A 16,322-nucleotide genomic window follows, 5' to 3' on the forward strand; every position below is an offset into this window, starting at 1 on the left:
GCCTGCTCGACAGGGAAGTGTGACACTTCTACTTTGCTAATGTGGGACATTTTAACTTTGCTGCTTCAACAGATGAACTGATAAGCTTTATTATGTTAAATAAAGTGGTACTCAGTTATGGCAAAACCTTAAAAACAACGAAATGTGATTCGAAACTTACGAAATGCAAACCAACGGTCACTGAGACGTGGAATTTGACAGCTTTTCTGTGTAGTAGTCACATTGTTTTCCGAACATATCGAAAACCGCTATGATTGGATCGGCCTCGATTAAGCCAAACGCTTCAACAAGGTGCGAGGAGTTCCAGTTATGGTACGTTATACCGTCTAGAACGTCAGCTGAAATCCTGGACACCTCACCGCTTGCGCGATGAATTTCATAGAAATCCGTAGCGTAGAGGATTTTTTTGTTAAGCCGCTTTTCTATATCCACTTCAACAAATGGCGACACAACTTGGTACTCGAATGTGCTCCAATCGTCTAAGAAATTTGTGATTTCTACGATCCGGTCGACATCGCGGGCAAAGCCGCGCATAACGCCTCCACTTTCATAATCATAAAGCAGCCTGCGCCTTTCTCTCTCTAGCGCATCCACTAGGATAGAATGGAGATGGTTTGGGGAAACGTCGAGTTGTCCAATCAAAAGGTCTATATTCGCGCCATTAAGGTATTGGTGTGCTAGGCCATTCGTGAATTCTAAGACACGTTTGCCGATGGAAGCTCCTGACTTCTGCCCAACTTCGTTGGCGATCTGCCGCCAGGATAGCCCATGAACATAGTGTTGTTTGAAGGCGTCTACTGCGGAGATGCGTTTTTTGTTACGTTCTCTGTTTGCCTGCTTCGCGGCGATAAATTCCCTAAACACATGCTCAGGGTTAGCATTGTCGGAAACTTCCGCCTCAACCGAAATACTTACTGTGACTTTTTCGATGAGGCACATCCCATCGACTTCGACGAGTCTATAGGTCGATTCACTTTTTGCTGCGACGAAGGGGAACGACTGATCCAGTATTTTTCGCATTCCAACTCCAAATCGAATACATTGTGAGGGTTTTGGAAGAGAGCAGGAAAACAAACCGAGGTAAAGGAACGATCTGTGTTCACGCGTCGAAAGCCCGAAAACCGGCGGCCACACAGCTCATAGTATCGCAATCTACGAGCGCCCATGACGGCAGAGCGTCCAAGTAAAGCAATTCATCTCTCAACAAGGGATCCAGAGCCTCAGGCAATAGTTTTCGCAGCAACCGCCATTCAGGAGAAGACTCGTCCTTTTGCTCCGCAGTCGCGCGACGTAAATGCTGGCCAACTGCTGTGTCTAGCAGAGAATGCATCGCCGTGTTTCTTATAAGATGCTCTAGGAGATTAGCGTATTGTGAAATGACGCCGCCACGTCCACTAGGGCCCTCATTAAGTTGGCTATTTAGCATTGCCACTAGGTTTTGGCGGGTCTTTAGGTAGTTTTCTTCGCGGCCGTTTGCATGAGCGACGATTGAGAAAGCCGCCGCAACTAGAACGCTCGCGTCCCGGTCCAATCCGTTCAAAGGCGAGTACCGTTCCCAGTCATTCAGCGCGAGAAACCAAGGTCGGCGCAGCTGCTCAATGTCCCGAAGACGTGGCCCCACCAATTGGTCTTTGAAATAGGGCAGCTTGGACCGCGGAAAACTCAACTCATCGAACCGAACTAGCTCGGGACCAGACAGGTCAGCGCCCTCTGATATGTGGCAGCTCAAGACAAATGTGCCTTGCTCTCGCGATGCTTCAATGGCCGGAACATCCACTACAAATGCGTTTCCGCGATGTCTGCGAATGACGTCCCTAAAGCTCTGTGGCAGTGATGAGGCGGTATCCAACCCGAACAGCACCCAAATTAGCGGGATACCCTCTCTTTCGTAGTGTTTGCATCTTGCAGAAACCTCAGTCTGAAATGTTCCTGACATCTGAAACTCTACAGCAAACGGGCCAAAGCCCTCCCATTCAACATATATGTCCGGAAACCGTCCGTGCTGGCTGCCGGTCGGCGCCAGGTATTCCGCGATCGTGTGGCTAATGTACCGAGAGTCCAGCTGAACAAGCTCCGCAATCTGTTCACACATAAGCCGATGCAACCGAGATTCTTGTCTACCTTGGTACTGAGAGGCTCTGACCTTATCGGGATCTAAGTTTTTGCCATTGTACCAGGGGCAATTGGGATCGCTGTCACTGTAGTGTTGGAACAACGGTTGGGGAACGCCGCCGCGCCGCGCACTACGAATATAAACACTGCTGTTGCACGCCATACAACGAGCCGACAGTCCCTCGGCGCCACCACGAGCATCGGTTATCCTGTCTCGCAACATCCCCCAGCGATCTTCAGTCATAGCCAAAAGATCCGAAGCGGTCACGATACCAATGCCATCGATGATTGCCGCCTCAACTATTCGTTTTGGTTTACCTGCCATGAGGCCGCCCGCCCGCTCCTTTTACTCATTTGTCCAACTCGACTCAGTGTTGTGCCCCGCGGTATGGCGCGGAGCAATCTCTTGCAAGTTGGCTTCATACACCGGTGGCATGACCAAGCGAACCGCATTAAATACCAGGAGCGGTCCTGCCGAACCCAACTAGGTGATGCTGTCCATGATTGCTCTTACTTCATCCAAATGATGGGAAGCCCGCCTTGCATCCCGAAAAATCAAAGCCTCAACTGCCTGCTTGGGCCTTTCCGTTTCGACAGAGTAACCTTCGTTTTTCGCCCAACCATGCAGTCCAGCCGCAAACCGCTGTTCCGTTTCTTCGTCCAGCGACAAGAGCATTGGGTCTGACCCCGGTTCCATTTTTAGGATACGCCACCCCTTCACTATCCCGCCTCTCCAACCAGGTTGAGCCCGGGCGTTTCTTGCGCGCTTAGGCTCTGATGTGAGATGAACATGCAAATAAACCTCTGGATCATCCACGTCGATGAGCGTGAGCGCGAGATCCAATGCCTCGCCAAGCTTCCCGTACTCACTGACACGCCTCTTCCACATAAAGTCGCCGCCATGGGACCAATCACTTCGAGTGTTTGGCCTGAACAAATCTCTCCCGTCCAGTAACTCTGGGATCGGGAAATCTGTAGCCGACCATACATTCATTCTTGGCTGTGAGATCCGGAATTGGATTGGATCGGCCGAGGGAAATGCCTCGAGTTCAAGTCCTGGTAAGCTGGATGACGCTAATCTCAGGCACGTGTCTATATCTTCGAGGCCGGGTACCTCATTCGGATCGAATAGCAGACGCAGGCCTTGCGACTCGACATCTACGCCCGCGCGGCGATATCCACTACCGGGGAGAGCTGCGGCCCCATAGAACGGGCCAACCAAAATGCAAAGATGACTACAATCAGATTGCGCATAAGTGGGATACAGGTTGGTCCATTGCAGGTTCTGAACCGCTTGAAGAACCAGATGTCCAACGCTAGCAGACATCTCCCAAGCATGGGCGGTCTCAACTACAATTTTCCCGTCTTTTACCAAAACAAATCGCGTGAAGGTAGAAATGTCACAGCTTCCATTTCCATCCCATGCGCTTAGCACGAGACCCACGATTGGATGCCCTCTGTGTGTCATCCCGAAAAGAGGTTTAACATCTTCGGACAACTCAAAGATGCTGGAACCGTTGTCCATTGCATCAATAGGGAACATCCGAGCCGGAAGTGTTCGCGCCTCCCGTCCGGGCCTTGGTATCAACGCCATGTTATTCTGTCGTTCCGCCGGCTGAACTTCGCGCTGTTGCGATTTCAATGCACCCCAATTCGCGCCCGGACGAATGGCCTGAGCGAGGTCGTTCAGTAGAGATAGTTTGGAGGGCTTATTGGGTTCCGGCCAACGCTTCAGTATTCTGTCGATCCCCTTGGACAGGGCCTCGAGCGTTGTAGTGACGGGGTGTTTATGTGAACTATCACGGTCGTACGTCATTGGTCTCTTTCCTGGTGCGCTTCGCAAGGATTCAGTGTTAGCCGTGAGCCCTTTGGCGAATCCAGCATGCGCAAGTCAGAGAGCAATCATTGGATCGGAACAGCCTGCATCACCAAGATCCAGTGGGCTCGGATCAGGTGAATTTGGGTTGGCTCCCGCCTGCTACGCCGACCTGTCAAAAACAGCGCGCCCGCCCCAGTCATTTAGCTAGGTTTAGGCTACTGCATTCCGTCGATGCTTACAACGCAACAAATAGTCTTGCTCATCATGATGCGCATGTGCGCTAAAAAGTTATTGTAAAGCGGTGCGCGAGTAGCACCAACTCTAACGAAGCTTTAGGAACAGTCGAGCGGCTTGGGATTTTCTGAGTTCGCAGGCGAACTGTCTCAGCTAGTACCAGAGAAGGTTTGGCGTACAATCGGCTCATCCTGATCTGTGCGTAGTTGGAAATCATCACGGTATATCAAACCCTGGAACGGCGAATTCTCGGCGTCGGAGCGTGCCAAAGCGAAGCCTGCGGCGTCAAACCAATGGATGACGCCATCTGAAACCACTGGAATGACTGCGTATTGCCCGCGACGGCCATCAGTTCCACTGAGTGTCGCATTCGATGTTCTGCGGCGAACTCTACGCACCGCCCCTGCCGCCCGCGAATTTTTCCACTCAAGGAACAACTGGGGATCGATCAAGTCATCAGCTGCGATGTCTTGCCGCTGTCCTTCAAGCCACGAATTGAATTCTGGCCTGAGTTGCTCTCCAGCTTCACGCGTTCCTACCAAACCCTCGGCCAAGGCGAATGCTACGAACGGATCCAAGGTTCCCCATCTGAGGAGCTCCCTTGCCCAGAAACCAAACCATGGCAGTTCAGTGGTTTCACGCCAGGCGTCCAATGACGGTACTACGATCGCACCGTCAACTCCATCTGACCAGGCGCGTGCTACAACTGCACCCAACCCCACGCCTAATCGGAATTCTAGGTTGTCGCTTACGAAACGCTGCCACGAACGAAGAGCTTGCGGTTCGGGAGCTTCGTGACCAGCGGCATGCATCCACCACGACAATACATTCCCCCAATTTTCCAAGATCGCTTGGTCCGTCTCGGTAAAACGAACCCTAAATCCAAAGCCTCTGTCATCCGCCAAGAGCTCACCGAGTTCGCGAAACACGTTCAATCGTTCAGCGTCATCCGCAGTGCCGTAATCTGTTGTCTCTCTCAACCGTTCCAGAATGCCTGGTACTACCGCCTCGAACCGCCGTCCGACATGGGGTGTAAAGCCATATTGATAGAGTCGACTGCGTTCCTCACGCTCAGGGTAAATCTCTTCTAAAACAGCTCTACCCCTGCGGATAAATGCTGCCTCCATCCACTCTTCTTGCGCGGCAGCATAAACGGTGAATGTTCTGCTCCATAGGGCGGCAAGCGCTTCTTCTGCCGCAGCACCCTGAAGCCCGGCGTCATCGACGCGTTGCAGCTCCTCAAGTGCACTCAAAAGTACGCCATCTAACTCATCTATGCTATCCGCGAGACGTGCCAATTCATCTTCCGATGTTCTCCCTGCATTGGGGCTGACATCAGGAGGAAGGACCTCTTCAAGCCAAGCGAGAAAATTCTCACCATCGATGTCCAAAAGCTCACGGGCTCTCTCAGCAATGCCGTCGAGTAAAAGTGCGAGTGGACTATCAATGTCAAATTGTTCAAGCCCCTCTGCCAACAAGGATTGCCTGAGCAAACGCCAGTCTTCTTCCATTGCCGCGATTTGCCTGCGCTGTGTTCGAAGAGCACTTCGCGCTGTAGTAGAGGGGCGCGCTGGTATTGGCACGAGTGTAATGCCCTCAAGCCCGTTTCCTGCACCAGGGCGCCCGGCTCGGCCAGCCAAGTTACGAAATTCGGCGCTAGAAATCCGGTTTTCGACTTGCCGTTCTTCGGCAGTGTTGAACGAACGTCTCATCAAGGATGGAACAAAAATAATGTCAAAGGGAAGATTAACGCCTTCAGTCAGGGTCGCTGTCGCAACAGTTACCGGACAAATACCACGATCTATTAGGTCAACCATCAATCGGCGAATACGCTGCGGCATTTGGCCATGGTTCGACGCGATACCTCGGTCCAACAAGGCCACCTCGTAGGATTCCTCTCCGCAATAATCTACGCAAGCTGCGCGAGCGTCCTCATACCTTTGCCTGTCACCGTCATCGTCAGGAAGGGCGAAACCTGGCACTTCCGCCCAAGATGCGAGTTGAAGCGCATCTTTGTACCAGCCCATTGTTCGCTCGGGTTGCTGCGCCAGTGAGATGAGAATGCGGCGCCCACCGGACGCAAGATGTAATGCGGTCCAAAGAACGCTTATCTGATTGAAGCGATTGACACTGTTCCGCATGGCCGCAGGGAGTTGCGGCATCGGCGGTGTGCGTAGATTAATATATACGGGATCGTCGCGCCCTCGGACAAACAACGGTTTGCCATTCAATATTTCTAGGAGCATTCGCCCAGCACCGCCGGGATTGGTTTCGAAAGAACCAATGATCTGACGTGTGCTTCGATAGTCTGATCCTACAGGCTCGGCGTTTTCCCCGCCTTCTATCCACCGAGCAACTGGCCCGGCGGCTCCACCGGCAACTGCCGTCAAAGCAACACGAGCAATGTTTGGCGCGCGCGCAAGCAGCTTTGAGACGAAAGCTTCTAGCCGCAATGTGCGAGACGAGTGCTCGGCGAAATCATCTTGCGTACGCTCATTATCTTCGGGGACGACCTGGTGTGCTTCATCCACGATCAAAAGACGTAAACGTCGCAGCAATAGTGGACCGAGGTAGCGCATGAGGGCGTCAGCCTTTTCCACTGTGGCGATGAGTACCGTGGGCTCTTCAGCATCAAGCCAATAGTCGGTGACGCCCCAGTCAGTCCCGCCGTAGAGGCCCGTGACAATCACATCATTGGAAAGCTCACTCGATAGCTTGGCTTCGACCTCGCTTGCGAGCGCACGAGACGGCACGAGATAGAGAGCAAGAGGACCATCTTCTTCGGCGCGGAGCATCAGCTCCTTCACCAACGCAAGATTGGCAACTAGGGTCTTGCCAGACCCCGTTGGTGTGCACAAAGCAAAGGAGTCCTCTTCAAGAAGACGGCCAAGACCTTGTCTTTGAGAAGCCCAAAGGATTCCTCGCCCTTGTCTGAACTGCCCACGAGCAAAGCGCTCCAAACGGGGAGCGCGTTCTTCATTTAGTTGACTGAGAAGCCTGATCGGTGCGTAGATACTAGCCTCGGCAAATCCAACCGCAACCTGATGAAGCAAGGTCAAAAAGAGCGAAATCTCATCTGAAAAAGTTCGATTCAACAACTTTTCCAGAGCAGCAAGTTTGCGGGTCGCAAGAGCTAAACGCTCCTCTTCACCACGGCGGAGCGAGTCCGAAATGAGCCCCAAGACACGGACAAGTTCGACCGTCACGAACCACCCGACGTTATCGTCACCTCCTTCCTGTATGAGACGCTGCTGAGCAGCACGGTCTGTGATTACCAAGTTTGCTCGCCAGAAGTCAGAGACAGAACGGATTACACCATCGAAATCAGCCCGCAGGAACTGCGCATACAAGCGTTCACCGGGCTTGGCTTCATCTACTTGCGCCAAGAGCGCAGAAGCCATGGCTGGACTACCGCCAAGCTGATAGGCGGCAGCGGCCAAGAGCTCCAGGGAAACAGTCGTGGAAAGGTCATCGTGCGCGCGTGATAGCCATTCGAGTATCTCACCACTGCGCCTGTAGCATAGACGCGCTTCTGACGAGTCTCGCCCGTCAACGCCTTGAAGTATCGAAGCCGCATTCAGCAGGCGCCTGGCATCGGTATACTGCTCCCGCGTTTCTGCTTCGCCCCATTGAATGGTGGGAACGTTCCAGCCTGTCTGCAATCCGCGAACAAATGCGCGTGCTTGGGAAGCTGTGAGTTCGTTCTCTGAAGCAACTTGCCGCCTGAGCGCTTCAGCGATCTCTTTGCGTTCTGGATCAAGATCAGGCATCTTCGCCGTCCTCCCAAAGGCTCGCGTAAATCGTGTCTATCAAGTCTTCGCCACCTTGAAGAACTACTTCTACGATCTGTAGATCATTGCCAGCGGTGTACTCATCGGGAACAGCTTCCCAAGGGAGAAGGCATTCGCCTTTTTCTCGCTTGGCGCGGCCATTTCCGGCAAACACGATCAAATCCGTCTTCGGTATTGGCGCAGGGTCTTTCACAACCAATGCGCGCTCTAAGCAGAGTATAGCTGAATCAAAGCCGTCTGGGTCATACTCGCGAAGGAGCTCAAGCAGTTGTCGAGCGCCGCTAGGCGGGCTTGGCTCCTTGTTTAGGTCTCGCCACACACCCTTTCCGGATCGAACCGCGGAGCCCTTGGCCTTCTTGCCTAGCATGACGTCGTCGACTTGGGCTTGGGTTAGAGTCAGGCGCCACTTGGCTTCTCCAGAAATAATCCGGACAACCTCACCGTCATCGTTCAAAGACACTCCGATAAAATCAGTTCCAAGGCGACCAATCGTCTGGCGGGTTTGGGTGGGGTCGCGAGCCAGGGTGAAAAGATAGTTCGCGGCATCATCATGGTAACGGAAGAGAAACATCGGCACGTTCCAACTGTGGGCGCCGATATACTCGTAGCTTTCGGTGAACAGTCCTGCGAGAACCTCGCCAAACAACCCGCGTCTTGTCGTCCTCGGTAGAGATCCGGGGTATGTCACGCCGGGCGTATCCCCGTCTGCGTCGGGGTGTAAGTCTATTCCAATAAATGAATGAAACCTGTTTCGGGCATCCAGATGTGCGGATTCAAAATAATCCTTTAGTGCCTCCGCCAATGTTCCATCATCTGCCTCAATTTGTTCAAGAAGCGTGTGCCCAAGTCCGCCATTGACGGTTGCATATTCCTCAAACTTCTCTTCCAGATCATTTTTCGGCGGCGCACAAGTATGCATTGAGTTCTTTCTTTCAGAATTTTTATCTTATTTCACAATCGTTTGCGCAAATATAATAGAATGCTGGCGACATCGAAGTTGCCATTTGGTGCCTCAGAAGTTTAGGAGTTTTGTTTTGTTCGGTTGGCGATCAAACTTATCCTCTTTCCATTCATCTATAAGTAGCAGATTCGTTCAACGCCGAGCCAATTGCAATCTACTCTTTCGCCTTACAACCTCCAAGAATTCCGGTTGCAAGTCTTCTGATAGAACGTGGAGAATGCTTGTTTTCGAGTTTTGATGTCAGTTGGTGCGCAGTAGCAGTGAACAGCCTCCCCCAGCTTTTCGAGGTGCATTCTCTAACATTGACTTTCAGAAAAACATGCCATATTTTCTGACAAGGAGATAAGTCATGATCGCGTCGAGGATCAAACAACGCATCATCGGAAAAGGCCGCGGCGCAATCTTTGCACCCTCGGATTTTCTGGACATCGGGTCCCGCGCCAGCGTGGATCAGGCGTTGTCGCGTCTGGCAGATCAGGGTGTGATCCGACGCCTGACACGTGGGCTATACGACTATCCCAAGAAAAGCCCGCGCTTTGGCTATCTGTCGCCGTCCGCGGACGATGTCGCGCAGGCTGTGGCTCGAAAGGACAACCAGGTCCTGCAGCCCTCCCCTGCCATGGCCGCCAACCAGTTGGGACTCTCAACCCAGGTGCCGTCCAAACCGACCTACATGACTGATGGCCCAACACGGGTCAAAACAATCGGTCGGCAGGTGATTCAGTTCCGCAATGCCTCCTCCAAGACGCTGGTTGGTGCCGGCCAGAAAACCGGTGCCGTGTTTCAGGCGCTGCGTTATGTCGGCAAGGACCGGGTCGATGATCAGGTGATTGGCAAGTTGGCACGCTTACTTGATGACAAGGATCGGGCTATGCTTTCCAAGCAAAGCAAGCATGTGCCGGCCTGGATGCATCCTGTCGTGCAGCAGATCGTTGCACACGCCTGAGCATGGATCAGTTTGCCAACGACACCCCTGAACAACGAGACGAGGCCTTCCAGGAGACCGCGGCGCAGCTCGGGATGTCCAAGGCCATCATTGAGAAAGACTTCTGGGTCTGCTGGTCCTTGAAGCAACTCTTCGCTCTGCCCTCCTTTGGCGATCACATGATCTTCAAAGGAGGGACATCTCTTTCCAAAGCCTATGACGTGATCCATCGCTTCTCGGAAGATGTGGATCTATCCCTAGATCGGGCACAACTTGGTTTCGAAGGCGACCGCGATCCCGAAAACCCAGATTTATCCGGAAAGAAACAGAAACAACTGTTGCAAGAGTTGCAGGATGCGGCCGAGGCAGAAGTCTCTGGACCGCTTTTGGCTGAGATTCAGGTCGCTTTCGATGCCAGTCTGGATCAGGGCTTCTCCCTGACAGTTGACCCAGGTGATGCACAAACCCTGCTCTTCGCCTATCCATCCTTGTCGGACGGTGCCGGCGGTTACGTCAAACCCATTGTGCGCTTTGAGTTCGGGGCGCGAGGCGTGCACCTGCCAGCCGAGGTTCGCGAGATATCGCCATATGTTCATCAGGCTTTTCCTGATTTGCTGGGATCTGGCGGGGTAGATGTTAAAGTGCTGGGTGTTGAGCGGACCTTCTGGGAAAAGGCTACGATCCTGCACATGCTCTTCCATCAGGATCCCACCAAACCCCTCGCGGATCGGATGTCACGCCACTACTACGACATGGCTCAGCTCATCGGCCACGAGGCCAAGGGGCGCGCTATCGGCAGCCTTGATTTGCTGGAACAGGTCGCGCATCACAAATCGGTTTTCTTCAAGGCCGCTTGGGCCAACTACGAAGACGCCAAACCAGGGTCTCTGAGATTGATGCCGAATGCGGAACTTACCGCCGCCTTGCGACGGGATTATTCTGGCATGCGGGAGATGATCATCGGGGACGCGCCGGGCTTCGATGACATCCTGGGTGCCATTGAAGCTTTTGAGGGTGAAATCAACAGCTGACCCATCGGTCTGAATGCTTGTTTGGGAAACACCGCTCTGACAATGCTAAACCAACCTGAGAAAACCCAATCGGAAGGCGAAAAATGGGCAGAGCCAAAGCACTCATGATGGAAATGGAAGAGGCCCAGTGGGAAGAAACTGACGTCTCCTTTTTCTGTCCCAGTTGCGAGAGCGATGTTGATGGCTTCACAGAGCTACCAGTCGTGTACCAGGAGTCGGAAGGTCACCATTTGCCGATCAGTGTTACGTGTTCAGTTTGTAATGCAGGGTTTGAGGGATGGGCCAAAACCGATTGGGATACCTGCGAGATTGAGCTTGATGGTCACCCAGAAATCGAAATCAGCGCAAGCCCTGTGCAAGGTACGTCCTATGACTATGAGGACGAATACGACCAAGACTATTTCGAATGGCTGGAACAGCAAGAGCGGTTCTCACGGCCAGTTTATCACGCGTTCTATACTACGATCGGGGAAGTAAAGTCGTTGGCGTCGGATCTATCCAATGATCCACGTTCCCAAATGCTGGCGCGAATGCTGCTTGCTCAGAGCATCACGGCGCTGGAGGTCTTTCTTGCAGATTCTCTCATTCTCACCGTTGGCGGCAATACAGATGCGCAGGCAAAATTGCTACGTTCGAAGGATCTCGGAATTGGCAGCACGCAATTCAAACTTGCCGACGCGATCGGTGTGGAAGACTTTGCCAAGGAAAGGCTCCTGCAGCATCTGCACGCCGTTTCATATCACAATCTGAAAAAGGTCTCGAACCTTTTTCGGGTAGGTTTGGGTGTCGATATTTTGCCCAAAGGAGAGAAACTCGATCAGCTGCATGACGCGATCAAGATTCGCCATGATTGCGTCCATCGCAACGGTATCGATCGGGAAAGTGGTGAACTTCATGACATTGGCCAGGCCTATATCATGAGTCTGTGCGAGATGCTGTTGAGCATGGCCAAATCCATAGACGAAAAGGTGGATGACTTCGAAAGTCCGTTTTAGGTTCAGCGATTTCGAATTCTCGGACGTTGGCACAACCGCTGCGCCAAGGGTGCATTGTCGACTTGACGATCTTGGTGATATCCGGCACGTTGCACTCGGCCTCCAGTGCATGCCAGTGTGCCCGCCACGCAAAGCTATGCAGCACTTCATTCTTAAATGAACAACCCAGACCAATTTCGGGATCTGGTTAGTAGCGGGCACCTAGTCGGATCCTTATTTTGGGAACTGAACAATGACTACCAAAACTAAAATCGATCAACTGAAATTACTGGCAAAACGCTATGCGCATGCCACACGCTCAAACCAACATGAGGCACTTGATGCGATTGCCTCTGAGCTGGGCTTTCCACATTGGAAGGCGCTCTCGGTCAAGGCCAAACAAGGCTGGATGCCGAGCGAGGAAGAGCTTGCCAAGGCTGATACCTTTGTTCGTGAATTCTTCCCCTCACTCGGAGGTGAGCCGCAATTCATTGAGCAAAGCCTATCGCGGCCAGTCGACGAGCCGATCAAAGCAGGCGAGATTGACGGGCATGCCTACAAGCTCTTTGAGTTCTCCGGTGACATTCGCATGGAGGGTGATGGCTGGCGCATCCTCATAGGCGAGGCTGATTTCTCGCAGCCTAAGGTAGAGATCGAGACAACACACAAAGAGACCAGCCCAGCCGCTAATCCTGGCTTTGTCGAAAAAGCGCTCGTTATTGCGGAAGCCCAGGCTGTGAAAACTCGTGCAGCCATAGCGTCTGATTGGCCTCGGCGTTCGACCAAGCCAAATGCCAAAGGCGAAGTCGTTCACCCGCTACACGGTGACCGGGCCGCGGAATGGTTTTGCCTTCATTGCGATGGCAAAATCACGGGCGCACAAGTCGCTGCAAATCTTTGGCACTGCCCGATTTGTGGTGCGTCTCCTCTGAATATCTTCACTTCGCCGTGGTGGTTGGAAGGCGGCGATGAGGAGCCTAAAGCTGTTGAATGTGTTGATGGTCGGCAGCGGCCCGAGCCCAGGATCGACGTGGTGGATTCCAGGCCAACTCTGAGGCTGGATGAGGAGAGTATTTCCTTGCTTCTACGGATCGCGCTTCTTGAAGATGCCACCAACCCAGGAGAGCGGCTCGGTGCTTTGCTGGCTGAGATCAGTGTCGATGATGAGAACGATGCCTGGATCACCTTTGACGAAGATCTTTGGCCTGAAGACAAGGACCCGGATGCGGCCATAGCGGTTGCCGACAGACTTGGCATCGAGCTCGAGCTTGCGATGACCTGTATGACGTTTCCGTTCACTTGGCCGGGTTTGGGACATGTTACTGCCAGCACAAGCGAGTATCTCGGGCTTCTTCTGGACGCATACGAAGAACATGGGGGCATTGTTCGCAACAATGATGATCACGAGTGATTGAGCGCTACTTGGCTCCACCGGCTTTGTCGGTGGAGTCTTCTTTGAAGTCCGCGGGCATCTTTGAGGATTCGTGGAACTTGCCAAATGAACTGGTTGGCACGCCAGCGCTCTGGCGCTGACCAGACTCTTGGCTGCGCCCGGAGCCGCGTTGCCCGCGTCTCCGCCAATCGGTAGCGATCCTTCGTGCATGTCTCATATGAGATCGCGGGTGAAACCGCGATCGCTTGAACCAGAAGTCAGCCGGGTCTCCGCTCTGCTCTAACCCGGCTGGCAGGTTTCCGTTCTTAGATTCCGCCTGCCATCCGGCCGGCGCCCCGAACAGGGGCTCTGGTGACGCGTACCGCGCCAGCCTCCTCGGAGAAATCCGGTTCCTCCCACGCGGGTGCGCGGGTCCCTCCCGATTTCACCGCTCCGGCCCCCTGTGTCGGGTCACCGTCCGGTCGCAGGAGGGGCTATCGCCCTCCCCTGCTCTGCCCAGCCGAAAAGCACGGGGGCTTTTCGGGCTGACAGATCAGTCGAGGCCTCCGCCATTGGCGGAAGCGGACAGGACCGAGAGGTCACATGAACAAGATGCCGCGCCGCTCTAACCACGAAAGGAGCAGGCCATGGGCCTAGATCAATACGCATATGTCAAAACCCCCAAAAGCGGCGATGAAGGCGAAAGCCCCAAATTCGTCTGGCGCAAACATTCCAAGCTGCAGACCTTCATGGAGGCGCTCTATGAGGACCGCACCGGGCTTTCTGCCTCCGATCTGAATTGCGGCGAGTTGAAACTGGAACCCGCCGACATCGACACGCTGGAACAAGCCGTGAAGGGAAGCACACTGCCCCATTGCGAGGGCGGGTTTTTCTATGGCCATCAGTTCCAAGACGAGGTGGCAGCTGAGTCCCGCGACTACGATCTCGAGTTCTGCGCATGGGCGCGGACCGAAATCCAAGCGGGATCGACTGTGATCTATTCCTGCTGGTGGTGACGCCATCGGGGCCGGAGCCTCACACGTTCCGGCCCCCCTCCCCTACCCCATCAACAAAACCAGCCGCCGAGGCCTGTAACGCGCCCCGAGCGGGCCTGATTTCCATCCGAAAGGACAACCCAATGACCAAGCAACAGATCATCCAAGCCGACACTACCAGTGCCGTGATCCTGCAAATTCCCTTGGAGGTGCTCTACATATCCGATCTGAATCCGCGCAAAGCGGTCTCCGAGGCCCATATTGAAAGTTTGGCCTCCAGCATTGAGCGCTTCGGCCTCATCCATAATCTCGCTGGCCTCATGGACGAGGACGGCAAGGTCGGCATTGTCGCGGGCGGGTGCCGCCTCCGGGCCATCCAAATGATCGCGGAGCGGTCCAAGACCCACCCCTTCACCACGGTTCCGGTCAAGCTGGCTGCCCATGCCGCAGAGGCCGAGGATTGGGCCAGTGCAGAGAATGCCGCCCGCGAGGATATGACCCCAGCCGACGAAATCCGTGCCTTCGGTCGCATGAAATCGCGCGGGGCCACCGTGCCGGAAGTCGCCCTCGCCTTCGCGGTCACCGAGGCTCGTGTCTACCAGCGACTGGCGCTTGCAGGCCTGCCCGAGCCAGTTCTGGACGCACTGGCCGCAGGTGAGATCAGTCTCGGCACCGCCAAGGCCTTCACCCTCTCCGATGATGAAGCGCTCACCCTGAGCCTTCTGGATCAGGCCAAAGGGCAGGCTGTCTCCGAGAGTGCGATCAAGAACGCGCTGCACCCCGATGCCATCAAGGCCACAGACCGCCGTGCCAAGTTTGTTGGGATCGACGCCTATGAGGCCGAAGGCGGGGCGGTCACACGCGATCTTTTCTCCGACGAGGTTTTCCTCGCCTCCCCTGCCCTTCTGGATCGGCTCTTCACCGAGAAGATGGACGCAGCCCGGGCCCATCTGGTCGAGGCGCAAGGCTGGGCATGGGCCGAGGCCCGGCCCGAGGCCTGGCTCAACTGCTACGAGCTGGATCAGATGAAGCTGGCCCGCCTCTACCCAATCGAGGGCGATCTGAGCAATGAAGAAGCCGAGGAATACGACGAACTGGCAGACCTCTCCAATGGCGGGGTTCTTGACGAGGACGGTGAAGCGCGGCTCACGGTATTGCAAGCTATTCTCGATGGCGACTATTCCGAGGATCAAAAAGCCCATACGGGCTGCATCATCCTCGTGAACGGCTCGGGCAAGCTCGAGGTCACAGCCGGTCTGGTCCGCTCCGAGGACAAGAAGGCCGCTATTGAGGCCGGTGTTCTGCAAGCACCGCAGGTCACCAAGTCTGACACCCCGAAATCCCCCTACTCGCAAAAGCTCGTTGCCGACATGCAGGCGATCCGGCTGGCCTCGGTTCAAGCGGCGCTTCTGGCCAAGCCGGAACTTGTTCTGGACCTTTTGGGTTTTGGCCTGTCCGAAGCATCGGGCAGCTTCGAGAACGTGTTTGGTATTCGGCTCGACCGCCCGACCAATGCCCCAAGTGTAGAGGATGGCTTTGCCCGAGAGCCGCGACTCGATCACGGGATCGATGCCAGCGAATACTGGCAGAAAGGCACCCGTGTCGAAGACCTCTCCGAGGCCTTCGCCGCCTTCCGCGAGGACGGAAAGAAAGCCCGCAATGCCACGGTCACCGAAGCCATCGCGCGCACCCTGCCCTATCGGGCTGGTGGTGCGGAGTTCTTTGGCCTGATCGCTGACGAGGCCGGAGCCGATCTCCGCAAGCACTGGACGCCCACGGCGGAGAATTTCTTCTCACGGGTCTCAGCCGGTCATCTGGTCGATCTGCTTTGCGAGTTCTTTGACTGCGATGCTCGTGACGAACGTGTCGCCGCTTTCGCCAAGCTCAAGAAGGCCGAAAAAGCCGAGAAGATGGAAAAGCTCGTGAACGATCCCACCACCCAGAAACTCATGGGCCTGACGCCCGATCAGAAAGTCAAACTCGACAAATGGGTGCCCGACTGCACTTGACGGCTCCTTCGTGGGGAGACCCAACTGGCGCCCCTTCGGCGGGGCTTTTTTTTGTTCAGTGTTTTTCTATGGGCAGGGCCTGGAAAATTGTCCGGCGGC

11 protein-coding genes are annotated in these 16,322 nt (G+C 54.5%); 6 read left to right on the forward strand and 5 right to left on the reverse strand.

Features of this window, described 5'->3' with window-relative positions:
• Window positions 1-177 precede the first annotated feature (177 nt).
• From ACR0BI_RS21205 to ACR0BI_RS21225, 5 genes are all read right to left on the reverse strand, one after another.
• Window positions 178-1,020: a hypothetical protein gene (locus ACR0BI_RS21205; protein WP_480562975.1), complete on the reverse strand. Its 843-nt coding sequence runs from the start codon at window positions 1,018-1,020 to the stop codon at window positions 178-180.
• A gap of 79 nt (window positions 1,021-1,099) precedes the next feature.
• Window positions 1,100-2,437, reverse strand: a complete 1,338-nt coding sequence (locus ACR0BI_RS21210) for a competence protein CoiA family protein (protein WP_480562976.1) — start codon at window positions 2,435-2,437, stop codon at window positions 1,100-1,102.
• Window positions 2,438-2,596: 159 nt separating this feature from the next.
• A complete protein-coding gene (locus ACR0BI_RS21215; protein WP_480562977.1) occupies window positions 2,597-3,928 on the reverse strand; it encodes a hypothetical protein in 1,332 nt (443 codons plus the stop codon).
• A 386-nt stretch (window positions 3,929-4,314) separates the two neighbouring features.
• A complete protein-coding gene (locus ACR0BI_RS21220; protein ID WP_480562978.1) occupies window positions 4,315-7,935 on the reverse strand; it encodes a DEAD/DEAH box helicase in 3,621 nt (1,206 codons plus the stop codon).
• Complete coding sequence (locus tag ACR0BI_RS21225) at window positions 7,928-8,875, reverse strand: hypothetical protein (protein WP_480562979.1); 948 nt, start codon at window positions 8,873-8,875, stop codon at window positions 7,928-7,930. The genes ACR0BI_RS21220 and ACR0BI_RS21225 overlap by 8 nt, the downstream gene beginning before the upstream one ends.
• A 391-nt stretch (window positions 8,876-9,266) precedes the next feature.
• Between ACR0BI_RS21225 and ACR0BI_RS21230 the strand changes: the two genes are divergently transcribed.
• The 6 genes from ACR0BI_RS21230 to ACR0BI_RS21255 all read left to right on the forward strand — a co-directional run bounded on the left by ACR0BI_RS21230 (window position 9,267) and on the right by ACR0BI_RS21255 (window position 16,223).
• On the forward strand, window positions 9,267-9,863 hold the full coding sequence (locus ACR0BI_RS21230) for a DUF6088 family protein (protein ID WP_480562980.1): 597 nt from the start codon (window positions 9,267-9,269) through the stop codon (window positions 9,861-9,863).
• A gap of 2 nt (window positions 9,864-9,865) precedes the next feature.
• On the forward strand, window positions 9,866-10,873 hold the full coding sequence (locus tag ACR0BI_RS21235; RefSeq protein ID WP_480562981.1) for a nucleotidyl transferase AbiEii/AbiGii toxin family protein: 1,008 nt from the start codon (window positions 9,866-9,868) through the stop codon (window positions 10,871-10,873).
• Between the two features lie 83 nt (window positions 10,874-10,956).
• Entirely contained in the window at window positions 10,957-11,868 is a 912-nt protein-coding gene (locus tag ACR0BI_RS21240; RefSeq protein ID WP_480562982.1) for a hypothetical protein, read from the forward strand.
• Between the two features lie 232 nt (window positions 11,869-12,100).
• Window positions 12,101-13,258, forward strand: coding sequence for a hypothetical protein (locus ACR0BI_RS21245; protein ID WP_480562983.1), 1,158 nt, complete (start codon window positions 12,101-12,103; stop codon window positions 13,256-13,258).
• Window positions 13,259-13,866: 608 nt separating this feature from the next.
• Window positions 13,867-14,235, forward strand: a complete 369-nt coding sequence (locus tag ACR0BI_RS21250) for a hypothetical protein (protein WP_480562984.1) — start codon at window positions 13,867-13,869, stop codon at window positions 14,233-14,235.
• Between the two features lie 122 nt (window positions 14,236-14,357).
• Window positions 14,358-16,223: a ParB/RepB/Spo0J family partition protein gene (locus ACR0BI_RS21255; RefSeq protein WP_480562985.1), complete on the forward strand. Its 1,866-nt coding sequence runs from the start codon at window positions 14,358-14,360 to the stop codon at window positions 16,221-16,223.
• The last annotated feature ends 99 nt before the right edge of the window (window positions 16,224-16,322 follow it).

This window comes from Ruegeria sp. E5, from assembly GCF_056534105.1.